At 57.3% G+C, this 22,786-nt stretch carries 24 protein-coding genes and 1 pseudogene; 14 read left to right on the forward strand and 11 right to left on the reverse strand.

What is annotated here, in order from left to right; all coding sequences use genetic code 11:
* Positions 1–35 precede the first annotated feature (35 nt).
* From T363_RS0105400 to gpr, 5 genes are all read right to left on the reverse strand, one after another.
* Complete coding sequence (locus tag T363_RS0105400; RefSeq protein WP_031473989.1) at positions 36–872, reverse strand: hypothetical protein; 837 nt, start codon at positions 870–872, stop codon at positions 36–38.
* Positions 865–1,506 (reverse strand): Ger(x)C family spore germination protein, encoded by a 642-nt coding sequence (locus T363_RS0105405; RefSeq protein WP_031473991.1) that lies wholly within the window; start codon positions 1,504–1,506, stop codon positions 865–867. Before T363_RS0105405 ends, T363_RS0105400 begins: the two co-directional genes overlap by 8 nt.
* Positions 1,503–2,954 (reverse strand): spore germination protein, encoded by a 1,452-nt coding sequence (locus T363_RS0105410; protein ID WP_051643110.1) that lies wholly within the window; start codon positions 2,952–2,954, stop codon positions 1,503–1,505. Before T363_RS0105410 ends, T363_RS0105405 begins: the two co-directional genes overlap by 4 nt.
* 46 nt (positions 2,955–3,000) lie before the next feature.
* A complete protein-coding gene (spoIIP, locus tag T363_RS0105415) occupies positions 3,001–4,062 on the reverse strand; it encodes a stage II sporulation protein P (protein WP_051643111.1) in 1,062 nt (353 codons plus the stop codon).
* A gap of 75 nt (positions 4,063–4,137) precedes the next feature.
* Positions 4,138–5,025 carry a GPR endopeptidase gene (gpr, locus tag T363_RS0105420; RefSeq protein WP_031473997.1) on the reverse strand — a complete coding sequence of 296 codons (888 nt, stop codon included), beginning with the start codon at positions 5,023–5,025 and terminating at the stop codon, positions 4,138–4,140.
* Between the two features lie 138 nt (positions 5,026–5,163).
* Between gpr and rpsT the strand changes: the two genes are divergently transcribed.
* The 5 genes from rpsT to T363_RS0105445 all read left to right on the forward strand — a co-directional run bounded on the left by rpsT (position 5,164) and on the right by T363_RS0105445 (position 8,059).
* A complete protein-coding gene (gene rpsT, locus T363_RS0105425) occupies positions 5,164–5,427 on the forward strand; it encodes a 30S ribosomal protein S20 (protein WP_031473999.1) in 264 nt (87 codons plus the stop codon).
* A 153-nt stretch (positions 5,428–5,580) separates the two neighbouring features.
* Entirely contained in the window at positions 5,581–5,817 is a 237-nt protein-coding gene (locus tag T363_RS0105430) for a hypothetical protein (RefSeq protein ID WP_031474001.1), read from the forward strand.
* On the forward strand, positions 5,818–6,102 hold the full coding sequence (locus tag T363_RS0105435; protein WP_031474003.1) for an autorepressor SdpR family transcription factor: 285 nt from the start codon (positions 5,818–5,820) through the stop codon (positions 6,100–6,102).
* Complete coding sequence (locus T363_RS0105440) at positions 6,086–6,736, forward strand: SdpI family protein (RefSeq protein ID WP_031474004.1); 651 nt, start codon at positions 6,086–6,088, stop codon at positions 6,734–6,736. The genes T363_RS0105435 and T363_RS0105440 overlap by 17 nt, the downstream gene beginning before the upstream one ends.
* 228 nt (positions 6,737–6,964) lie before the next feature.
* Entirely contained in the window at positions 6,965–8,059 is a 1,095-nt protein-coding gene (locus T363_RS0105445; protein ID WP_031474005.1) for an S-layer homology domain-containing protein, read from the forward strand.
* Between the two features lie 121 nt (positions 8,060–8,180).
* Here T363_RS0105445 and T363_RS0105450 read toward each other — a convergent pair whose 3' ends face one another.
* The 4 genes from T363_RS0105450 to T363_RS0105465 form a co-directional block, all read right to left on the reverse strand.
* Positions 8,181–8,609: an acyl-CoA thioesterase gene (locus tag T363_RS0105450; protein WP_031474006.1), complete on the reverse strand. Its 429-nt coding sequence runs from the start codon at positions 8,607–8,609 to the stop codon at positions 8,181–8,183.
* Positions 8,610–8,947: 338 nt separating this feature from the next.
* Complete coding sequence (locus T363_RS0105455; RefSeq protein WP_031474008.1) at positions 8,948–12,679, reverse strand: phosphoribosylformylglycinamidine synthase; 3,732 nt, start codon at positions 12,677–12,679, stop codon at positions 8,948–8,950.
* Positions 12,680–12,824: 145 nt separating this feature from the next.
* Positions 12,825–13,862: a DUF4179 domain-containing protein gene (locus T363_RS0105460; protein ID WP_031474010.1), complete on the reverse strand. Its 1,038-nt coding sequence runs from the start codon at positions 13,860–13,862 to the stop codon at positions 12,825–12,827.
* Positions 13,834–14,346, reverse strand: a complete 513-nt coding sequence (locus T363_RS0105465; RefSeq protein ID WP_031474012.1) for an RNA polymerase sigma factor — start codon at positions 14,344–14,346, stop codon at positions 13,834–13,836. The genes T363_RS0105460 and T363_RS0105465 overlap by 29 nt, the downstream gene beginning before the upstream one ends.
* Before the next feature lie 279 nt (positions 14,347–14,625).
* Between T363_RS0105465 and rpe the strand changes: the two genes are divergently transcribed.
* The 3 genes from rpe to T363_RS0105485 all read left to right on the forward strand — a co-directional run bounded on the left by rpe (position 14,626) and on the right by T363_RS0105485 (position 17,294).
* A complete protein-coding gene (gene rpe / locus T363_RS0105475; protein WP_031474016.1) occupies positions 14,626–15,309 on the forward strand; it encodes a ribulose-phosphate 3-epimerase in 684 nt (227 codons plus the stop codon).
* A gap of 391 nt (positions 15,310–15,700) precedes the next feature.
* Positions 15,701–16,699, forward strand: a complete 999-nt coding sequence (locus T363_RS16225) for an ROK family protein (protein ID WP_031474018.1) — start codon at positions 15,701–15,703, stop codon at positions 16,697–16,699.
* Positions 16,680–17,294, forward strand: coding sequence for an HAD family hydrolase (locus T363_RS0105485; protein WP_034971772.1), 615 nt, complete (start codon positions 16,680–16,682; stop codon positions 17,292–17,294). Before T363_RS16225 ends, T363_RS0105485 begins: the two co-directional genes overlap by 20 nt.
* A gap of 43 nt (positions 17,295–17,337) precedes the next feature.
* Here T363_RS0105485 and T363_RS0105490 read toward each other — a convergent pair whose 3' ends face one another.
* Positions 17,338–17,649: a YbjQ family protein gene (locus T363_RS0105490; RefSeq protein WP_031474022.1), complete on the reverse strand. Its 312-nt coding sequence runs from the start codon at positions 17,647–17,649 to the stop codon at positions 17,338–17,340.
* A 17-nt stretch (positions 17,650–17,666) separates the two neighbouring features.
* Positions 17,667–18,647 (reverse strand): alpha/beta fold hydrolase, encoded by a 981-nt coding sequence (locus T363_RS0105495; RefSeq protein WP_051643112.1) that lies wholly within the window; start codon positions 18,645–18,647, stop codon positions 17,667–17,669.
* A gap of 173 nt (positions 18,648–18,820) precedes the next feature.
* Between T363_RS0105495 and T363_RS0105500 the strand changes: the two genes are divergently transcribed.
* The 6 genes and pseudogenes from T363_RS0105500 to T363_RS16785 all read left to right on the forward strand — a co-directional run.
* Positions 18,821–19,162 (forward strand): phenylpyruvate tautomerase MIF-related protein, encoded by a 342-nt coding sequence (locus T363_RS0105500; protein ID WP_031474026.1) that lies wholly within the window; start codon positions 18,821–18,823, stop codon positions 19,160–19,162.
* A 399-nt stretch (positions 19,163–19,561) separates the two neighbouring features.
* Positions 19,562–19,747, forward strand: a pseudogene (locus tag T363_RS16780) (MarR family transcriptional regulator); the annotation flags it as partial.
* A gap of 46 nt (positions 19,748–19,793) precedes the next feature.
* Positions 19,794–19,976, forward strand: coding sequence for a hypothetical protein (locus T363_RS16545; RefSeq protein WP_242840236.1), 183 nt, complete (start codon positions 19,794–19,796; stop codon positions 19,974–19,976).
* A 9-nt stretch (positions 19,977–19,985) separates the two neighbouring features.
* Positions 19,986–21,827: an ATP-dependent zinc metalloprotease FtsH gene (gene ftsH / locus T363_RS0105510; RefSeq protein WP_031474028.1), complete on the forward strand. Its 1,842-nt coding sequence runs from the start codon at positions 19,986–19,988 to the stop codon at positions 21,825–21,827.
* 26 nt (positions 21,828–21,853) lie between these two features.
* A complete protein-coding gene (locus T363_RS0105515) occupies positions 21,854–22,387 on the forward strand; it encodes an HdeD family acid-resistance protein (protein ID WP_031474030.1) in 534 nt (177 codons plus the stop codon).
* A 223-nt stretch (positions 22,388–22,610) separates the two neighbouring features.
* Positions 22,611–22,786 (forward strand): helix-turn-helix domain-containing protein (locus T363_RS16785; RefSeq protein ID WP_154658747.1); only part of this gene is annotated, 176 nt, incomplete at its 3' end.

A 22,786-nucleotide genomic window follows, 5' to 3' on the forward strand; every position in this document is an offset into this window, starting at 1 on the left:
AAAAAACCAGTTTTTCGACAGTCTTTGAGGGACGCTTATGCGTCCCTCTTTTTCTGCCGGTATGGCAGGATGCCATAGCTTTTGGTTAGTGGCAGCAGCAGGACGCAGGTGAGCGCGGCACAGCGTCCCAAATCACAGAGCAGCAGAGGGACGGCGAAAAATACCTCGCCGTGGCGGGCAAAGTCGCCGACAGCAGCCAGACCGGCAGCAGAAAAGTTCGGGTAGGACAGCAGCGCTGCGGTGTGCGGACCGAGCAGCAGGAGCGTGCGCAGGGAGAGCAAGGCAAGCAATGCGCCGCCCGCTGCCAAACCGCGTGAAGCGGCACCGGATAATGCTTCCGGCAGCGACAGCGAGAGGATCAGCGCCGCGGGGAGCAGTGCGCGCAGCAACGCGCTGGTTTGCTGCAGCATACCGGCCTCCGGTGCAGCCCAGTGGGCGGGGGTGAGCTGGCTGATGGTCAGGATGCATGACAGGACGGCGATTGCACCGGCTAGCCATGCGATGGGCAGCGCCCACATAGCACAGCGGTTGAAGCCTGCCGTGGCGCACAGGATGGCGCAGATTGCGAGCAGGAGCAGCAGGCTCCATACCGGCCTTGTGGGAAAGACGGTATTGCGCAGAAACAGCCCCATGCGTGCCAATGTGCGGCAGAGCGGCCAGAGCGATGCCAGCGCAAGCAGCCACCGGATGAGACGTGAGCGCTGGCAGTGGGGAGCGAGCCGTGCTGCCCCTGCACAGAAAAGGGCGCAGAACAGGCAGGCCAGCGCGGCAGCATACATGGTTTGGCCGTTGACCGGCGTATACAGCACTTCGCCCAACGGCAGCAGGGCGAACAGTGCCGCGCCCCAACGGGGAAACAGTCGTTCACGCATGGGCGGAGGCACCTCCGATCTCGCTGCCGTCCAGAAAACAGGACAGACGATGCTCGGCAAATACTGCGGTGCCGGCGGGGGCGGTTTGTCCGTATGCATCGATGGACAGCGCCGGCAGAATAGCGGTGCCGCTGGCATGCAGTACTTCGGCGGCGCGGTAAAGCGGCATATCGGGCAGTGTGCCTTGCCGGGCGGCACGGTCGAGCAGCTCACTGAGTGCGTATACCTCTTCGTCGTTTTGCAGCAGTTCAGCAGCCGAGCTGCCGCGCACAACCGCGGCGCGTAAACTGAGACGCACCTCTTGATCGGTACACAGGTAATCCGCAAGCGGCAGAATGTTATCGGCAGCCGCTTGTTCGCTCAGCAGCAGCACCTGTGCATGGCTGAGATACAGCTCGCCGGGCAGCAAGGCGCCCAGTCGGTCGAGCAGCTCGGGCAGATCGCGGCCGGAGGAGGACAGATATGCCGGGGAAGCGGCATCATCCGGCTTGTCCTGCCGCACGACCTCAGCGGTTAAACGGTATCCGTCAGCAGTTTTATCCAGCGCCAGCGCAGAGACGGGGGAAACCTCTCGGGCGCAGCCGCCGAGCGTGGACAAAAGCAGCACCGGAACAAGCAACTTGTACAAATTCATGGTTTGTCCTCCTTTGTTGGGCTGCGTTTGACGGCAAAACGGTCGTACCGCATCCAAAACCACGGGGCACGCAGCCAGGTATCCTCCTGCTCGGCACGGACTCGCGGCACCAGATTGAGCAGGTACGGCACCGAGCAGGAATGCATGCGGCACAGCCACAGCAGCAGAAGGGCGAGCGTCAGCCCGACACCGTACAGGCCGTAGGCTGCTGCTGCGCCGAGCAGCACAAACCGCAGCCAGAGAGCAGCGGTTTGCAGTTTGGGCACCATCAGACCGGTCACGCCGGCAACGGCAATGACGATCACGGTCGGTGCTGCGGCAAACCGCGCAGAAACCGCAGCTTGACCGAGCACCAGTCCGCCGACAATGCTCATGGTCTGTCCCATGGCGCCCGGGGTGCGTGCGCCGGCCTCCTTGAGCATTTCGAGCACGAGCAGCAGCAGGAAGGTCTCCCAGCCGACCGGCAGAGGGACGCCGCGCTGTGCGGCGGCAACGGCAAACAGCAGACGCGCAGGCACCAGCTCACGGTGATACAGCAGAAGTGCAGTGTAAACCGCGGGAAAGGTGATCGAGCAGAGAAAACCCAGCAGCCGCAGCACGCGGGCCAGATTGGCTTGCAGAAAGCTGATATAATAGTCATCGTTGGATTGAAAGCACTCCTGAAACAGAAAGGGTGCGGTCAGCACAACGGGGCTGCCGTCGGTTACAATGGCACAGCGGCCCTCTGCCAGACGGGAGGCGACTACATCGGGACGCTCTGTTGTGCCAAGGGTGGGAAAAGGCGACCAGCGGTGGTCGCGGATACGCTCGGCGAGGTAGTTGGCATCCAGCACACTGTCCACCTGCAGCGCTTCCAGACGGCGGCGCAGGCGGCTGACCAGATGGGTGTCACATACACCGGCCAGATAACACAGGCATACCACGGTGTTGGTCCGTCCGCCGATGCGCAGAAAGGTGAACTTCAGCCGCCGATCGTTCAGCCGCCGGCGGATGAGTGCCAGATTGGGCATGAAACACTCGGTAAAGCCCTCGCGCGGGCCGGACAGCACCCGTTCGTTTTCCGGTTCGGCAGAGGCGCGCACGGAAAACCCCTTGGTATTGACAACGACCGGCCGTGCGTCCCCCTCGGTCAGCACAACGGTATCGCCGTACAGGAACGAGGCGAACAGCTTGTTCATGTCGGTTTCTACCCGGCTGTCGTTGACCTGCAGGATGGTTTGCGCCAGCATATCGGCGGTGGCGGTGCGGCAGTCGGCACACACGATCGGCCGGATCACGCTTTGGTTGATTGCAATACTATTGACCATGCCGTCAAAAAAGAAAACGGCGCAGGTCAGCCCGCTGCGTCCGGATGCGCGGCGGGTCACAAAGGTGTTGTCACCTTGAAAAAGCGCCTGCATCAGCCGGATATTGGTTTCCAGATCGGTTGTAAATGTGATCTGCTCCATGGTGTCACCCCTTATCGGCGGTTAGGTTGCGCAGCGGGAAGGGATTTTATGCACCGGTCAGGTCGTTGGCAAGCACCTGCCCGAACAGGCGGATGGCGGCGAGCGCCTCGGTCATCGTGTTGCCCGAGGAGCCGACTTCGACCAGTATGGAGCCGGGGCGTGCGTGCTGGTTAAACCGCTGGGTACGCAGATTGACCGGGCGCATCAGGCCGGGATAGGTACGGTTGAGCCGGTATTGCAGGCCGGTGATGTAGTTCAGATTGCTGCGCCAGTCCGGATGGGTCAGGCCGCCGTCATCCGTGCCGACGACAAACATGAGCTGCGCCATGGGGGTGCCGTCGATCGTGCAGGCAGTTTTGTAAGCCTGCCCGTCATCGGTCAGAATAGAATCCCGGTGCAGGTCGATGACGACCTGAATGGACGGATACTGTGCGAGTGTCTGCTCGATGGCAGCGAGCGAACGGTCGTAGGAACCCGAATAGGTAGGCGAGTCGAATATTTCGCGGATATGGACGGCTTGCACACCGTGCGCCTCCAGCACCTTTTGCAGCTCATCACCGACGCGAACCACATTGTAGCGGGTGTCGGTCGTGCGTTCGTTTTCGGTTGGGGTATAGGGGAAAGCGGCGTCTGGCGTATAGCTTTCGCTGCCGTGGGTATGGAACAGCAGCACCTGCGGGCCGTCGCCCTGTGCACGGATCGTGGTATTGGCAGACAAGCAGGCTTCCACATCGACCGGATAGGAGGTCTCGTTGTTGATCGTGACGGTGGCGGCGCGGTCGGCGGCGCTCAGCACCGGTGCATCATTGGGGCTTTCCTGCGGCAGGTAGGTGCTTTCCGATTGGGGATCAGCTGCGGTTTCGCTGCGGGCGGATGCTGCGGTGCGTGGGGTATAAATTTCCGCGTGCGATGGCGACAGACCCAGTTCCAGCGAGACAGCGCGTGCCACAAAACCGGTGTTGCCGGCCAGCGCGGCAACGGCCTGCCGCGCGAGCGGCTCTCCGCCCGCACGTGAAAACAGCAGCAGGGATGCTGCAAGGCACAATGTAACCGCGGCGGACAGCCGCACGCCGTCCCGCCGCCGGTGATGTTTTTTGTGCCGGTTCATGTCCGCCACCTCCTCGCATTTGCTTCTATCATACGCCCGTCCGGCTGCGAGTATGCCGGAATTCTGGCAGTTGGCTCAGGAGAGGTAAAAATCGATCTCTTCGATGGACAGGTGCGGATGCAGCGCCAGATCGATCGCATAACCGATCACGCGGGCGATATCAGCGATTTCGCGGTCGATATCGCGTGTAGTGACCATGACCGGTTGGGCAAGATCGGTCAGCGCTTCGCACTGTGCGCCGTTCATCTGGTGCGTGATCTCGTGCGCGAGGCTGGCGCCGTCCACCACAGTGGGCACGCCGATGGCGATCACCGGGATTCCCAGCGTTTCGCAGTTGAGTGCAGTGCGGGCGTTTCCGACACCTGAGCCGGGGGTGATGCCGGTATCGGTCAGCTGTACGGTGTGCAGCAGGTGGGATAAGCGTCCGGCTGCCAATGCATCCACAGCGAGGACGGCGGCGGGACGGATGCGGTCGAGCACACCGCAGAGCAGTTCACCGGTTTCTACGCCGGTTTGGCCGAGTACGCCCGGCGCAAGGGTGGATACCGGCCGCCACGTGTCAAACAGCACCGGCTCCTGTTCGATCAGATGCCGGGTTGCGATTACATGGTCGGCGGCCTGCGGGCCAAGCGCGTCGGGGGTGATCATGCGGTTGCCGAGGCCGGCGATCAGGATGGGGGCACGTGCGGCACCGGCAGGCAGCAGTTCCCCCAGCAGGGCACTGAGCGCGCGGCAGGCACGGGGGAAGGCATCCTGTTCCCGGCGGAGCAGGGCATCCAGCACAAGCGTGTGGTACCGGCCGCGCGGTTTGCCGGTTTCGTGTGCGGCCTGTGCGGTTAGAATGTGGGTTTCAGTAACGGCAAAGCCTTCGAGTACACGTTTGCACTGCCGGATATGCGGCAGTGCAGTGGATGTTCCGGTGTTTTCAATGGCTTCTATGGCCAGATCGGTTCGAAAAGACATGGCGGTCACTCCTTTGCGGTTATTTTGCGGGTGAAAGGAATTTTTATGCGCTTTTACGGAAAAAGTGCTTGCAATTTTGTGAAACTGATGGTAGAATAGAAACACTGACGAATAGAAAACGAAGGAGGTGTTTTCGGAATGCCCAACATCAAGTCTGCAAAGAAGCGCGTGAAGGTCAATACCATCAAGGCGATGAACAACCAGATGGCGAAGAGCGCACTCAAGACCACGCTGAAGAAGTTCGATACGGCTGTTGCTGCCGGCGACAAGGCGGAAGCGACTGTTGCTTATACCACCGCAGTAAAGGCGGTAGATCAGGCGGCTGCCAAGCACCTCCTGCACAAGAACAACGCGGCCAACAAGAAGAGCAAGATGACGGTCAAGCTCAACGGCATGGCGTAATCGTTCGTATATTGCTGAGAAACTCCCGAAACGATCGTTTCGGGAGTTTTTTTATTGTATCACAACATTTAGAAAAACATCTAAATAAAACTTGACTTTGGCGGTGCGGTACGCTATTCTACATTTAGATTATTTTCTAAATGAGGTGAGCAGATGCCTTATGGGATTTATTTAGCCGCAGTGCTGCTGGTGGCTTGCGCACTGATCATATGGCAGGCGGTGCTGCTTTCGCGGTGCCGCTTCTGGTGTAAATCATGCGGGCGGTTGTTTGCCTTGCCGTGGCGCCGCCTGCTGTTCCGCCAGCATGTGCAGGATGAGTGGTGGTTGGTCTGTCCGCACTGCGGAACAAAGGGTTGGTGCCGTGCCAAGCGGCGGAAGGAGGAAAGCTGAATGGGGTTTCAGCAGACATTTAAGGCGCTATCCGATCCGATCCGCCGGGATATCCTTGCGCTGCTGCGCGCGGGACCGATGGCGGCGGGGGAGATCGCTGCGCATTTTCCGGTGTCGGGGGCAACAGTTTCGCACCATTTGTCTATTCTGCGGGATGCCGGCTTGGTGCTGGATGACAAGCAGGGAAAGTACATTTATTACGAATTGAATATGTCGGTGGTCGATGAGATTCTGGAATGGATCACGGCATTGAAAGGTGGAGAGACAAATGAAAAAAATCACTAAGGGACAGGTATTGGCGTGGGGGTTGGCACTGGTGCCGCTGCTGTTGGTTGCGGCGGCCTATCGGTATTTGCCGGAGCGGGTGCCGATGCAGTGGGATTTCGGCGGTGAAGTGAGATATGAAGCCAAATGGCATTTGTGGATCACAGCGGGGCTGTCTCTGCCGGTTGCCGTGATGCTGGCGGTCATGCCGCATCTGGATCCCAAAAAGCGAAACTACGACAAATTTTTTGGGTCTTATGTGGGATTTCAGATTATGATGATGCTGTTTCTGATTGTGATGAACGGGATTTGTGTGGTGGAAGGCCTGTGGCCGGGGACGGTCAATATTGCTATGGCGGTGACGCTGCTGGTCAGTCTGATGATGGTGTATCTGGGTAATGTCATGCCGAAATTCCGTATGAACTGGTATTGCGGGATCAAAAACCCTTGGACATTGTCGAGTGAAACCGTGTGGATACGCACGCACAGGCTTGGTGGCCGTTTATTTTTCGCGGCAGGCATGATCGGCTTGCTGGGAGCATTTGTGCCGAGCAATGCGGCGCGGTTGACATTGCTGTTGGCGCCGCTTTCACTGGCAGCACTTGTGCCGACGGTGCTTAGTTATTTGTGGTATCGGAAAGAACAGCAAGGGTGAACGGTGAATATAGGGTATGCGTGAAACTGTCAATAATATGCGAAAATGGAGGGGGAAACGCGGATAAGAACGAAAAACATCGGTGAAAAGTTTAACGAATTAAAAACCACCGACAATTTTGTTCAAAATTTAACTTGTAAAATGGAAAGAAGTGTGTTATAATTTTGCGGTAATTTGCATGGGTGGAGCATTTTACCCATGTGAGGCCTTATGGGTAAGGAGAAGATTATGACAAGAGCGCGTAAGCTGCTGGCAGCAGTGCTGCTGGTTGCCGTCGTTGCGGTGAGCGTACTGACTGCTGCGCTCGCGACGGACACCACAGAAACCTATGCGTATTTGCCCGATCACTCTGTTTATTTCTATGACGTGGCAGAGGGCTATGCATGGGCCCACCGCGAGATTGACACATTGGCAGTAGCCGGTGTGATCACCGGTAGTGGCAATCATCTGTTTTTCCCCGGAAATGCGATCACACGTGCGGACTTTATCGTGATGCTTGATCGGGCATACGGTATGAGCAAGGCACTGGACAGCGGTGCGATTGATTCCAAGGGCGGATTTGTGGATGTGCCGGGCAATACCTATTACAGCAAGGCAGTCACAGCGGCCAAGGCCTTTGGTATCGCATCGGGAACGAGTGATAACCGATTTCTGCCGCAAAGCCGTATGACACGGCAGGATGCGATGGTATTCCTCAAGCGTACACTGGACTGCACGCAGATCGATTTGCAGGTTGGTTCGCTGACGGGGTTTTCCGATAGCGGTCGGGTATCCGATTATGCACGGGAAGCGATCGGGGCGCTGGTCAAGGCCGGTGTGATCGATGGGTCGGGCGGCAAGCTGCTGCCGCGGAACAATGTAACGCGTGCGGAAATGGCAGTTATGCTGTATCGTGCGGCGCATTTGGCTACTTGGGGGAACAGCCAGGTGTATGAACCGCGCAAGGATATTGTGAACCTGTGTGTAGGAGCAAAGACCTATTGCGATGTTGTGATCTCTAATTATGACGCTTCCGTGCATTATGGAGAGTTGATGCGATACTCCGGCCTGCAGGAGCAGAACGGCATGATGACGGTCACGCTGGAGGCGAATCAGCCGATTGACCGCACGGTGGTCTATCAGGACGGTGTGTTCACTCTGAATGATCCGAACCAGAACGGTGCATCGGTCAGCTATCCCGCGGCAGCGGACTGCGTTGCGGTAGATGTTAGTCAGCCGTATCACCAGTTGCGTGCGCCGGTCAGCACGGGCAGTATTTATCATTATGGCTATCCGTCGATCGTCAACGGAGAGGTCGCAGTGATTTATTATACCAGACGGTGAAAAAGCGGCAGAAGGATCATGGCCGCAGCGCGTATCGGATGGAAGCATAAATATGAAAAGCTGAGGACATCTCTGCCTCAGCTTTTTTTATTTTATGCACGACATGACAGAGATGCCCTGCTTAGTCAGTGTTTTGTGATGCATCGGCGGCACGGCTGAAAATGCGATCCAGCTCCGGCCGGCTTCGCTTGAGTGAGACCGGCCGCCCATCCTGCTGCATGAAGCAATGACAGCTTTCGCCGGTGCAGCGCAGTGTGCCGGTCTGCGCGTCAAAGATTTCGTAGCCGATGGTCATGCGCACGCCGTTGTAGGCTGTGATACGTGCAAGGATCTGCACGGTTTCGCCAAAGCGCGCCATGGTTTTGTATTGGCAGGAAACAGCAAGCACTGGGCTGCCGAAGCCTGCGGCTTCAATTCGGTCATAACCGCAGCCGAGCTGCTCCAGCAGATCGACACGCGCTTCTTCAAACCAACGGATATAGTTGGAGTGGTGGACGATGCCCATGCCGTCGGTTTCGTAGTATTGTACTTTGTGCTGATAAGATTTCATTAAAACATCTCCAATGCAAAGATCAATATGAGAGCAAAAACGCCCTCGCATGAGGGCGCTTCAGTCTGTTGAAAAAGTATTTTGTTGATGCGTTCACCAATACGCGCGGTAGCGCGCATCAAACAGCATTTGCAGCGCAAATGCATAAAAGCTGGGGGCGTGTACCTCAGCTTTTATACTTTGAGAGAGAAAAAGTTTCTGCACAGGAACTTTTTCTCGTCCATGTTTGGCGAAGTCCAAACATAGATTGTCGGAAAAACGAAGTTTTTTGACAGTCTCAAGCGCCCTCGCATGAGGGCGCTTTTGCTTATTGTTTTAGCAGGATCGTGATATCTTCATCACTTAAAATACTTCACGCCGTTTTCGAAAATCGGCTGATACTTTTCGCCGTAGATATTTTTGCCGACGAACGGGCTGTAACGCTCGGTATGCCCCATCTTGCCCAGCACGCGGCCGTCCGGAGAGGTGATACCCTCGATCGCGCACAGCGAGCCGTTCGGGTTCCATGCGATATCCATAGACGGTTCGCCGGCCAGATCGGTGTACTGGAAGGCAACCTGACCGTTCTGCACGAGCTGATCGATCACGGGCTGCGGGGCGACAAAGCGGCCTTCACCGTGGGAAACGGCGATCGAGTGCAGGTCGCCGACCTCGCAGGAGGACAGCCATGGGCTCTTGACGGATGCCACGCGGGTGGTGACATAGCGGCTCTGGTGGCGGCCGATGAGGTTGAAGGTCAGCGTCGGGTCGTCGCCGGTCATTTCGTCACGGATTTCGCCGTAAGGCACCAGACCCAGCTTGATGAGCGCCTGGAAGCCGTTGCAGATGCCGAGCATCAGGCCGTCGCGCTTGCCAAGCAGTTCATGGATGGAATCCTTGATGCCCGGGCCGCGCAGGAACGAGGCGATGAACTTGCCCGAGCCGTCCGGCTCGTCGCCGCCGGAGAAGCCGCCCGGCAGGATGACCATCTGCGCCCGACGGACAGCGCTTTCCAGCTGCTCGGCGCTTTCTGCCAGTGCGTCGGCGGAGAAATTGCGCACGACGATGATCTCAGCCGCGCCGCCTGCATTTTCCACCGCGCGGGCGGTATCGTACTCGCAGTTGGTGCCCGGGAAAACCGGAATAACAGCCAAAGGCTTTGCCGACTTGACAGCAGGCGCCTTGCCGCTGCGTGCAGTATAGGATACCTTGACGAGGTGTTCGTCCGAAGCGTCCGCCTTGGTCGGGAATACGCTTTCCAGACGGCCCTCGAATGCTGCGGTCAGCGCGTCGATCGAAACGCGCTCGCCCGCAACGGTGACAGCCTCGTCCGCAGTTGTGCGGCCGACCAGCCAGTAGGCGGGCAGCTCTTCCGCGGCTTCGATCAGGATGCCGCCGAAGTTCTTGAGATAAAGCGCCTCGGACGGGAAGGATTCGTCGAACGCAAAGCCGATCCGGTTGCCGAGCGCCATTTTGCATACGCCCTCGGCAATGCCGCCGGTGGTCAGCGCCCAGGCGGATACTGCCTTGCCGGAAGCGATGAGACCGGCGACCTCGCTCCAGATGTGCTTCATCGTCTGGTAATCGGGCGAGCCGTCCGGATGGTACGGCGCGTCGAAGAAGTAAACCGGATGGCCGGCCGCCTTGAACTCAGGCGAAATCAGGCGCGCCGCGTCCTGCGGGGCGATGGCGAACGAGACCAGCGTCGGGGGAACGTCCATATCGTCGAACGAGCCGCTCATGGAGTCCTTGCCGCCGATCGCGCCGAGGCAGAGCTCATCCTGCGCGGTGTAAGCGCCCAGCAGGGCGGAAAGCGGCTTGCCGAAGCGCTTCGGGTCCTTGCCCAGCCGCTCGAAATATTCCTGGAAGGTGAGGTAGGCGGTTTCAAAGTCGCAGCCTGCCGCAACGAGCTTGGCAACCGATTCGATCACCGCGGCAGATGCGCCGAGGAAGGGGTTCTGTTCGGTATAGCAGGGGTCAAAGCCAAAGGCCATGACAGAGGCGGTTTCGCACTGGCCGGAGAGTGCCGGCATGGTGGCTGCCATGACCTGCGTCGGGGTGAGCTGGTATTTGCCGCCGAACGGCATGAATACCGAGTTCGCACCGATCGAACCGTCAAAGCGTTCAACAAGGCCGCGCTCCAGACAGATGCCGAGCGTTGCGGCGTGGTTCAGCAGCTTTTCTGCTTGGGTGCTGCCGGCGGGGGTGCAGGTGATGGACGGCGCGGCAAGCGGCGCGACTTCGGCGTTTACATGCTTGGCGCAGCCGTTGGTGTTCAGGAAATCACGGGAGACATCCGCGATCAGGTTGCCGTTCCACGTCATGCACAGCCGGTTTTTGTCGGTCACCACGGCAACTTGAACGGCTTCGATGTTTTCCTTTGCGGCGGCGGCAATAAAGGCTTCTGCGTCCTTCGCGCGGACGACAACAGCCATGCGTTCCTGCGATTCCGAGATCGCAAGCTCAGTGCCGTCCAGACCGTCGTATTTTTTGGGCACCGCGTCAAGGTTGATGTCCAGACCGTCGGCCAGTTCGCCGATGGCAACCGAAACGCCGCCTGCGCCGAAGTCGTTGCAGCGGCGGATCATGCGGGTGACACCGCCGTTGCGGAACAGACGCTGGATCTTGCGCTCTTCGGGCGGGTTGCCCTTCTGTACCTCGGCGCCGCAGGTTTCGAGCGAGGACTCGGTGTGCTTTTTGGAAGAACCGGTGGCGCCGCCGCAGCCGTCGCGTCCGGTTTTGCCGCCGAGCAGGATGACAACATCGCCCGGCTCAGGTACTTCACGGATGACGTTTTCCAGCGGTGCAGCGCCGACGACCGCGCCGATCTCCATGCGCTTGGCAACATAGCCCGGATGATAGATCTCGTGCACCAGTCCGGTGGCAAGACCGATCTGGTTGCCGTAGGAGGAATAGCCCGCCGCAGCGGTCTGGCACAGCTTGCGCTGCGGCAGCTTGTGCTCGAGCGTTTCGGAGAGCGGCACCGTCGGGTCGCCCGCGCCGGTCACGCGCATGGCCTGATAGACATAGGAGCGGCCGGAGAGCGGGTCACGGATCGCGCCGCCCAGACAGGTGGCTGCGCCGCCGAACGGTTCGATCTCGGTCGGGTGGTTGTGGGTTTCGTTTTTGAACATGAGCAGCCAGTCTTCATACCGGCCGTCCACAAGCGCCTTGACCTTGATCGAGCAGGCGTTGATCTCTTCGGATTTGTCGATATTTTTGAGGTAGCCGCGCTTTTTGAGCACCTTGACGCCGGCGGTCGCAATGTCCATCAGGGTGACCGGACGCTTTGCGGCCTTTTCCTCGCCGTATACTTCCACGCGGGCGGCAAGATAGCGGTCGAACGCATCCTGCACCATGGGGTCGTCGATCTGCACGCCGTCGATCTCGGTCAGGAAAGTGGTGTGGCGGCAGTGGTCGGACCAGTAGGTATCCACCATGCGCACCTCGGTGATGGTGGGGTCGCGCTTTTCCTCATCGCGGAAGTATGCCTGCAGGAAGGTGAGGTCGTCCAGATCCATTGCAAGGCCCATGTTTGTCAGCAGGTCGGACAGTGCGGCCTTGTCCATATGGATAAAGCCGGTCACCGAAGCAACGGTGGTAGGAATTTCGTACTGCACATGCAGGGTTTCGGGTTTGTCCATCGAAGCTTCGCGCGCCTCGACGGGATTGATCAAGAAACCGCGGATCTTATCCAGATCGGCATCCGACAGTGCGCCCTCCAGCACATAGACCTTGGCGGCGGCTACCGACGGGCGCTCGCCGCCGGTCAGCAGCTGGATGCACTGGGCGCAGGAATCCGCGCGCTGGTCAAACTGACCGGGAAGCGGCTCGACTGCCAGCACGGTATGAGCGCCGGCCGGACGGGGGAAATCCTCGTCGTAGCACACATCGGCCATCGGTTCGGAAAAGACAATGCCCTTTGCTTTTTCATAGGCTTCCGGGGCGAGGCCCTCGGCATCATAGCGGCAGAGGTAGCGGACATGGGTCAGGCTTTTGATCTCCAGCAGGTCGTGCAGACTGGAAAACAGACTGCGCGCTTCTACGTCGAAGCCGGGTTTTTTCTCGGAATAACAACGATTGACGCTCATTTTATCGTGTCCTCTCTTTTTGTTGTAGCAAGATAGTTTTATTCTACCTGTTTTCCATCAATAAATCAATCGGTGAGGGCAACAAAATCCGAGCGGTTTCCGGGGGTTCTCTGCATACTGCCCGTATGGCGGGACGGACAAATGCTTATGCTGCGCGCTGAAGCGGGATTTCCACGCCGTCATAGATGATGGCCACAATATCTTCTATAGGGATGATACGGTCGAATATCCAGCTCTTCTGAGTGGAGATGGTTTGGGTTTTCATGACCGGACCGGCATCAATACAGCTGTTTGCAAGCCGGTTGTCTGTGCCATCCCAAATCGTGCCGTCCCTGAGCTTGAGCTGGAAGCTGGTGGAATAGGGTTCGGTCAACTCGTCGGTCTGGAAAGACCAGACCACATCGAGCATGCAACCGAGCGGGGAGAGGTAGATGCCGTTGATTTCTGTGCGGATGCCGTCTTTTTCTGTGACTTGGCCTGCGGCATAACAAACAGTTGTGTCCTCGTAAACCAACGGGATTTCCAAATCGGTTTCGCTGGAAAAAACATACGTGGTATCATACTTCGCTTCATCGCCATACAGGGCGAAATCAGGATTAGGCGTTTCATAAAATACGTCAAAGGATTGATACACAAGTGTCTGGCCTGCCATGGGGATGCGCTGTCTGGTGTCGTTGTCGTATGCGTAGCTGACAGACGCAAATTGAAGTGTTCCGTCGGACGGGTCATCGTCCAGCGCAAAAACAGAGCCAACCGCAAAAGCATCCGGAGCTTCTTTAAGGGAATAGTTGTTATAGCACAGCCAGTCGACAATATCCGCGTCCGTGGTCAGCGGCTGTCCGTCGTCCCGATTGAGGGTGTAGACCAGCAGGACATTGTAGCGGTCGCCCAGTGCGGCTTCGACGGTGAATGTCATACCGTCTTTGCGGATGGTGTTTTCCACCGGCTGCACCATCGGTTCGGCCAGAGTGGGGTCGGATGAAGGATAAAGTGCGTTCAGCCAGTTGTTTTTGACAGCAAGCGCGGTCGTGCTGCATAATACTGCTGCTGCGACTACGGCGCACAGAACGCGGCACGGGGGCGGCTGACAGCGCGGCTGTGCCGCTTTGCGCCGGATGCCGCGCAGTATCCGCGCCTTTTGCTCCTCGGTCGGATTAAGCCTGTCCGTATGTATTTGCTTCATTATAATGATCCCCTCCTAACGCTTGTTTCAGCATATTGCGGCCGCGCTGCAGCCGCGTGCGCACCGTGCTTTCCCGGCAGCCCAGCAGCGCCGCCACGTCCTTTGCTGGATCGCCCTCCCAATAATACAGGTACAGGGTCACACGGTATTTTTCCGGCAGGGCAAACAGCGCGTCCAGCAGACCGGCCGCGTCATCGTTCACCGCCGGGGCGGCAGGCTCGGGCAGCTCGTCCAGCCCGACCCGCTGCCGCCGCCACCAGCAGCGCAGTTGATCGCGGCAGATGTTTTTGGCCGTCAGCAGCAGCCAGGCCGTTTCGTGCGCGGTGTTTTGAAATACAGGCTGCTTTTGCAGGTATTTGACAAAGGCAGACTGCGTCGCGTCTTCTGCATCTGCACGGCTGCGCAGATAGACATAGCAAAGCCGATACACAGCGTCAACATTACGGGCATACACAGCAGCCAGCCCATCCATGTTTTCGGGCATTCTGTGTCACCTCCTATAAGGGAAACGATTCAAAAGGGAGGGGCGTCCCATCAAACAGATATTTTTGTAATGGCGGTGCAATCATAGCACGCCTTTGGCGCCTTGTCCAGAAAGGGATTGAAAAAACGTGCGGATGCGGTATAATAAAGGCAAAAGGGGGGACGGCTGTGGCACCGTCCCCGGTATTCCAAAAAGCGGGCGGCGGCATACAGCCGCTCGGAACGCCGCTTACCATCACAATATGCCGTGCGCGGCTGCGCGGTTACAGGAGGAAACAATATGGAAATCAAGCTGTCTCCGTCTATTCTTTCGGCGGACTTTGCCAATTTAGAGCGCGATATCAAAATCGCAACCGATGCGGGCGCGGAATATGTGCATGTGGACGTGATGGACGGACACTTTGTACCCAACATCACCATCGGTGCGCCGGTGGTCAAAGCGCTGCGTAAGGCGACCGACAAGGTGCTGGATGTACATTTGATGATCACTGATCCGGATCAGTATCTGGACGATTTCATCAAGGCCGGTTCGGATATCATTACGGTGCACTATGAGTCCAACGGCGATACGCTGGAGCAGCTCAAAAAAATCCGCGCGGCGGGCGTCAAAGCGGCGTGCGTCATTAAGCCCAAAACGCCGGCAGAGGCATTGTTCCCGCTGCTGCCGTACTGCGATATGGTGCTGATCATGACGGTGGAGCCGGGCTTCGGCGGTCAGGGCTTTATTCCGGAGTGTATGGACAAGATCCGCGCGGTGCGTGCGGAGATCCAGAAGCACGGTTATCAGTGTGAGCTGGAAATCGACGGCGGTGCTAAGCTGAACAACACGGCGGACATTGTTGCGGCGGGTGCGGATGTTATCGTTGCAGGTTCAGCTGTGTTCGGCGGCGATATTGCAGCTAACGTAAAGGGCTTCCGCGAAGTATTTGCAGAAGGTGCGGCCAGAGCCGAGTGGAGCAAGTGAGAACAGGCCAAAACTGTGCTTTTCGTGCGCGTTGACAGTTTGAACCGGACGGCGGCTGCCGTCCGGTTGAGACTGTCGAAAAACTTTGTTTTTCCGACAATCTGTGTTTGGACAAGGCCAAACACGGACGAGAAAAAGTTCCTGGGCGCAAACTTTTTCTCTCTCAAAGTATAAAAGCTGAGGTACACGCCCTCAGCTTTTATGCATTTGCGCTGCAAATGCTGTTTTACGCGCGCTGTCGCGCGTATGGTGGGAGCCCCATTGACAGAATACTTTTCGATAAGCGGAACCGGACGGCGGCAGCGGTGAACCGTGTTGACAGGGCGTGCACGGCTATGCTATACTGCAATTATTAAAGGTGCGTTAATAAGTGGGGCGGAGGGATGATCGGATGGCGGATGCAACAGGGCTGCGCCGTATCAACATCGAACTGGTGCGCAGGGCTGTGCGCTGGGGCGGTGAGATGAGCAAAAATGATCTGGTGCGCGCGACCGGGCTGAGCTTCCCGACGGTCAGCCGCACGGTGGATGAGCTGGTGCAGCATGGTGAGCTGCGTGAGATCGAGCCGGCCGCTTCGACGGGGGGACGGTGTGCCAAGCGTTATATGCGCGATCCGCGCTTCCGCGTAATGCTGTGTGCGCGCTTGGAAGGGCGGCAGTTGTCGTATGAAGTGCGGGATTTAGCCGGAGAAGTATTGGAGCAGACCGTCCTGCCGCAGGAAGATACGGTTCTGCAAGCGCTGGACAGGATGGCAGCACAGGTGCGGGAGACCTATTCGCATCTGGGCGGTGCGGCGCTTGGCGTGGATTGTCCGCTGCAAGGCGGCGTGGCGGGAGAATGTGAATGTTATCCGGAGCTGGCGGGGGTCAGCCTGTCGGAGCGGCTCAGCCGGGCAGCGGGTGTGTCTGCGACCGCGGTGCGAGATGTACATTTGGCCTCTACTGGCTACTGTGTCCGGGAAAATGGCTGGGACGGTGTGACCGTGTGCATTTATCTGGGATCGTCCGGCATGCGTGCAAGTACGTCGGTGGGCGGCAAGGCGTTCGAAGGGGCGTCAGCCTTTGCGGGCGAACTGCATTATCTGCCCATTAAGAACAATCTGGAGTACGTGCGGACGAATTTTCAGGGGGCGGATATGACTGCGTATTATATGCAGATTATCCGGGCGTATGCGGCGCTGGTCAACCCGGCGCGGGTCATTTTGTATGATAATCCGCTGCTGTCGGGCAAGGTGGAGCGCATTCGCCGGGCCTGTGCGCAGACATTGCCGGAGCGGGCAGTGCCGGAGATCATTTTGTCACAGGAATTTGCGCAGGATTACAGTGCCGGGCTGTTTCGGCTGGCATACGAACAAACCGAGGAGGGATTGCATGAATTGCTTTATTTTTGATGTGGACGGTACCTTGATAGACTCGTCCGGCGTTTATTTGCCTGCTTTGGCGCAGATTTTGGAGGAAGGCGGCTATCCATATACACAGGAGATGCTGAAAAAAGCCTTTGGCATGACCGGGCGGCAGGGATTGGCATATTTCGGCGTGCCGGAAGAACAGCGGGATGCGGTGCTGCGCCGGTGGGAGAATATGGCGTATGCGAATTTGCACAATGTGACGATTTACGACGGCATTCTGGATACGCTGCGCGCATTGCGTGCAGCAGGCTGCAAGCTGGGTGTGGTTACCTCGCGCACCCGTGCGCAGTTTGCGGATGGGGTCAAGCCGCTTGGCTTACAGGAATATTTCGATACCATTGTGTGTTCGGACGATGTGGCACATCCCAAGCCGGCGCCGGATGAAGCGCTGGAATGCCTGCGGCGGCTGGATTGCGTACCGGAACAGGCGGTTTATATCGGGGACAGCGCATTTGATATGGACTGTGCCCGCTCGGCGGGGATTATGAGCGTACTTGCGCTTTGGGGCGGGCATGTGCCGGAAGGCCTGCCAGTTGACCGCTGTGTTTCGTATCCATCCGAACTGCTGCATCTGTAATAAAACCGCCCTGCATCATAATGATGCAGGGCGGTTTTGACAGTTATGCAAATTTGACAGCCGTGCCGTAAGCCATGACCTCGGCTGCGCCGGGTGCGATTTCAGAAGCCGTGTAGCGAATGGCAATGATGGCGTCCGCACCTGCCTGTACAGCAGCGGAAATCATGCGGTCGGTTGCGGTTTGACGGGCCTCATCCATCAGCTCGGTATAGGAGTCCATTTCTCCGCCGACCAGATTTTTCAGGCTGTTCATAATGTCGTGTCCGACGTTTTTGCACTGTACTGTGCTGCCGCGAACCAGTCCCAGTACGGTGTAGGACGTGCCCGGCAATGTTTCGGTGGTGGAAAGCAGCATAGAAGTCTCCTTACGGTTCAGGTGGCAGTGGGCTGCGCTGTTTCGTGCGTCGGTTCGGCGCAGGCGGTGAGTTGGGACTCAAGCCAGCGGGAAATATCCGCGAAAGCGTCCAGCCGCCCAAGCTCGTTCAGCACCTCGTGCCGGGCATCCTTGTAGAAAATGACCTCGATGTTTTTCACGCCTGCACCGCGATACAAGTTGACTACGCGGCGCACCCCTTCGCCATAGCGGCCGACGGGATCCTTGTCGCCGGCAAGGAACAGCAGCGGCAAATCGTGCGGCGTGCGGCGGAAGGTCTGCACGGCATTGGCCTTAATCAGCAGGGTGTACAGGTCGCGGAAACCGGTAGCGGTGAAGATGAAATTGCATTTTTCATCCGACTGGTAAAGTGATACGACATCCTCGTCCCGGCTGAGCCAGTCAAACACCGTGTGCGGTTGTTTGATGCGGCGGTTATAGCCGCGGAAAGTCAGGCTGGACAGCAGACCGCTGCGGTAGGTCATTCCACGGGAACGGGCGATCGAATCCGCCAGCCGCACCGCACTGGCGGCGGCTGCATTCGGCCCTGCGGTACCGATCAGGATGCAGCCGGCAAGCCGGTTGCCGTAATCGGTCAGGCACAGGCGGGCAATCAGTGAACCCATCGAGTGGCCGAGCAAAAAATACGGCAGGTCGGGGTAGCGGCGCTGCATCCGCTCGGTGAGCTGCTCGACATCTTCCACAAGATATTTCCATCCGTCGCGTGTGCTGAAAAAGCCGAGTTCGGAGGGACGAGCCACGGAGGCCCCGTGACCGATATGGTCGTTTCCGCACACGATAAAGCCAAGACCGCATAGATATTTGGCAAACGCAGTATAGCGCGAAAAATATTCACACATGCCGTGCGCCAACTGTATAATACCACGGATTTCAACTTCTTCGGGTACAAGAATATAATAGGTCACATTGGATACACCGTTGGCGCTTTTATAAATATTTTGCGTACACTTGATATTCATAAGCACACATCCGTTCGGTGAGCATTGTCTTATTGCTAATATCATACCACAAAATACAGGGGAGGTGCACGGCTTTTTGAACAAAGTTAACAAAGCGTTTATAAATTCACTGCCTTGCCCTGTTGGGCAGCAGGTGATATAATAGAAAAAACAAAGAACGGAGTGATTGTTTTATGCCATATATTGCAGTAAATACGTCGAAAAAACTATCTGATGAGCAAAAAGACACCCTGAAGGCCGCTCTGGGAGAGCGCATTGCCGTGATCCCGGGCAAGAGTGAGGCGCGGCTGATGGTGGATATTGCGGACGGGCATACCATGTATATGGCCGGGGAAAAGCGGGAACTGGCATTTTTGGATGTCCGCTGTTTTGGCGCGACGGAGTTTGCAAACAAAAAAGCATTTACCGAAGCGGCATTTCAGGCCGTGCAGCAGACGACCGGACTGCCGGAGAACGCGATTTATCTGACTTATAGTGAATTTGCCAACTGGGGGACCGGCGGCAGCATGAAGTGATGCCTGTTCCGGGATTGGCTGATATGGGAACAGCGTCAGCTTGTCGAAAAAAGCATCTTACCGACGAGTATCCACTATACGCGCGGCAGCGCATCTGAAACAGCATTTGCATCGCAAATACACAAAAGCTGAGGGCGTGTACCTCAGCTTTTGTTTTTCTCGTCTGTGTTTGGCGCAGTCCAACCTCAGATTGTCGGAAAACGCAGCTTTTCGATAGCCTCACGCTGTCCCGGCTGTTTCAGGACAGGATGTTTTGCAGCAGAATTTGCAGAATGTCCATAATCGCAGCGTTGACAGAGAAAACGATCTGCCGTATCATATGGTTAACAAGTGAACTGTTAGGGCGGGGGAGGTGCCGAAGTGCCTGATTGGGAAGAAGCGTTTTTGCATGAAGCAGTGATGGTGGAAAAACTGTACAGAAGCTGCTTCCGCTGTGCGGTGGAAGACTGCCGGCTGACGCCGAACGAAATTGCAGTGCTGCTGTTCCTCGGCCGCAATGCACCCGGGCGGGATACGGCGACCGATATCGCGCAGAGCTGCGGAATCTCCAAGGCGCTGGTTGCACGCAGCGTAAGCGGCCTGCACCGCCGTGGTTTTTTTGGACTGCGAACGGGATCGGGACGACCGCAGGATGGTTCATTTGCGTCTGCGCGGGGAAGGCCGCGCGGTAGCAGAGCGGCTGGTACAGAACGGCCGCCGTATTGCGGTGGAGCTGCATCGGGGGATCCGCCCGGAGGAATTGCAGCTTGTGCGGCAAATCATGCAAAAAATGCAGGGAAACTTGGATGCCCTGCTCGAACAACTGGAAGGTTAGGTGAATTATATGGTGGAACCGGGTAAAAAACCCAAAACACCGAGAAAACCGCTGATATTTTATTATGTGGTTACGTTATTGGTGCTGATGCTGCTCAACTGGCTGCTGGTGCCGATGCTGGCGCAGCGGCGGGTGGTCGAGGTCGGCTATGATGAGTTTCTTTCCATGGTGGATGCAGGTCAGGTCGAAACCATTGCGTATGAAAAAACAGATGATCAGATCTTGTTTGAAAGCAAGGAGCAGGATGGGAAAAAGCAGATCTACAAAACCGGGATTTTTCCGGATCAGGGGTTGGTCGAACGGCTGATCGGCGCGAAGGTAAAGTTTGCCGCCGAAATCCCGACCCGGACTTCGCCGCTGCTTAGCCTGTTGGTTGGCTATGCGATTCCGATTATTCTCATTATTGCATTTGGTCAGTGGATGAGCAGACGCATGATGAAAAACATGGGCGGCAACGTGATGAATTTCGGCAAATCGAATGCCAAAATCTACGCGGAAACCGAAACCGGTAAAACCTTTGCCGATGTGGCCGGGCAGGATGAAGCGAAGGAGGCGCTGACGGAGATCGTTGATTTCCTGCATAACCCGGGAAAATATGCTGCGATCGGCGCCAAGCTGCCCAAGGGGGCGCTGTTGGTCGGCCCGCCGGGCACCGGCAAAACACTGCTGGCCAAAGCGGTGGCGGGCGAGGCGCACGTGCCGTTTTTCTCGATCTCGGGATCGGAGTTTGTGGAGATGTTCGTCGGCATGGGTGCTGCTAAGGTGCGCGATCTGTTCAAGCAGGCGGGAGAAAAGGCGCCCTGCATCGTGTTTATCGATGAGATCGATACCATCGGCAAAAAACGTGACGGCGCAGGAATGGGCGGCAACGATGAGCGGGAACAGACGCTCAATCAGCTGCTGACCGAGATGGACGGGTTTGACGGTACCAAGGGCGTTGTCATTCTGGCGGCGACCAACCGGCCGGAATCGCTCGACCCGGCGCTGCTGCGTCCGGGCCGGTTTGACCGCCGGATCCCGGTGGAGCTGCCCGATCTGAAGGGGCGCAGTGCGATCCTGCGGGTGCACGCGAAGGATGTGCATATGGCGGGACCGATCGATTTTAATGCAGTAGCCCGTGCCACTTCGGGCGCGTCCGGCGCAGATCTTGCCAATATTATCAACGAGGCGGCGCTGCGCGCGGTTCGCTTGGGGCGGAACACCGTAACACAGGCGGATCTGGAGGAAAGCGTGGAAACAGTGATTGCCGGTGCACAGCGCAAAAATGCGGTGCTGAACCCCAAGGAAAAGGAGATCGTTGCCTATCACGAGATCGGCCACGCGTTGGTTGCGGCGCGGCAGACGGATTCCGCGCCAGTCACGAAAATCACGATCGTGCCGCGTACTTCGGGCGCACTCGGCTATACGATGCAGGTGGATGAGGGTGAACACTATCTGATGAGCCGGGAAGAACTGCTGAACAAGGTGGCTACGCTGACCGGCGGCCGGGCGGCGGAGGAATTGATCTTTGGTTCGGTCACGACCGGTGCTTCCAATGATATCGAACAGGCGACTAAGATGACCCGTGCTATGATCACGCGCTACGGCATGAGCCGTAAATTCGACATGGTGGCACTGGAAGCGGTGACCAATCAGTATCTGGCGGGGGATACCTCGCTGGTCTGCTCGGCGGAGACGGCGGCGGAGATCGACCGTGAGGTGGTAGAGACGGTCAAGCAGGCGCACGAAAAGGCGATCGGTATTTTGCAGGAGAACAGGGAAGCGCTGCACCGCTTGGCGCATTATCTGCTCGAACGGGAAACGATCACCGGAGAAGAGTTTATGGCATTGCTGGAAAAAACGCAGGCCTGAGCGCAGAGAAAAGGGGAAGTGAGGTTATGAAAAACAAGCCCGGAAGTGTAGTCTGGATCTTGGTCGGGGTGTTTCTGCTGGTCATGGGATTATACTTTTTGATCAACCCGAAAGCGACGCTGACTTCAATCGCATGGCTGTTCGGATTGACGATGCTGGTATCCGGCATTGCGGATCTGGTGTTGTATGCGGCGCGGCAGTGGGCGTATGGCGCGTCTGTCTGGTTTTATGCGGATGGGATCATCGATGTGCTGATCGGTATTGCGTTTCTGTGCAATGATTGGCTGGCGGCAGAACTGCTGCCCTATATTCTGGCTGTCTGGGCGGTGATTTCGGGCATTACTAAGGTCATGGGTGCGGTGCTGTACCGCCGGCAGGGGATGCCGTTTTGGGGGGCGCAGGCAGTGGCTGGCGCGGCAGTGCTGTTTTTTGGGGTCGCAACGCTGTTCCGGCCGATGATCGCCGTGGTAGCGGTGTCCTTCGTGGTAGCGGTGGTGCTGATCATTCAGGGTCTGATGGCACTGATGCGTGGTTTGTTTGTTTCTGCGCCGCGGCGGTAGGCAGCGGTCTGCGGTGGGGCGCCGCGGGCGTGAAAACGTAAAGAGACTTTTTTGCAGACGAAGTCTGCTGAAAAGTATCTTGTCGATGAATGTCAGTAATACGCGCGGCTGCGCGCATCAAACACATTTGCTTTGCAACTGCATAAAAGTTGGGGCGTATGTGATATGATCCTCCTAAAGTAGACCATGGAAAAAACCAAAATCTACTTTAGGAGGATTTTTTATGGGCAAAATAAAATTCACTCCAGAGAAGAAAATAGAAATCATAGAAGCGTATAAGTCGGGTAAGGTTGCCTATTCTCAATTACAAGATGTTTATGGAATGAATCGTGACGAGATATATAGATGGATATCCAAGTACGAAGCGAACGGTATTGAAGCCTTTGTAAGTGGAAACAG

The organism is Agathobaculum desmolans ATCC 43058, assembly GCF_000701665.1.
GTDB classification, from domain to species: Bacteria; Bacillota; Clostridia; order Oscillospirales; family Butyricicoccaceae; genus Agathobaculum; species Agathobaculum desmolans.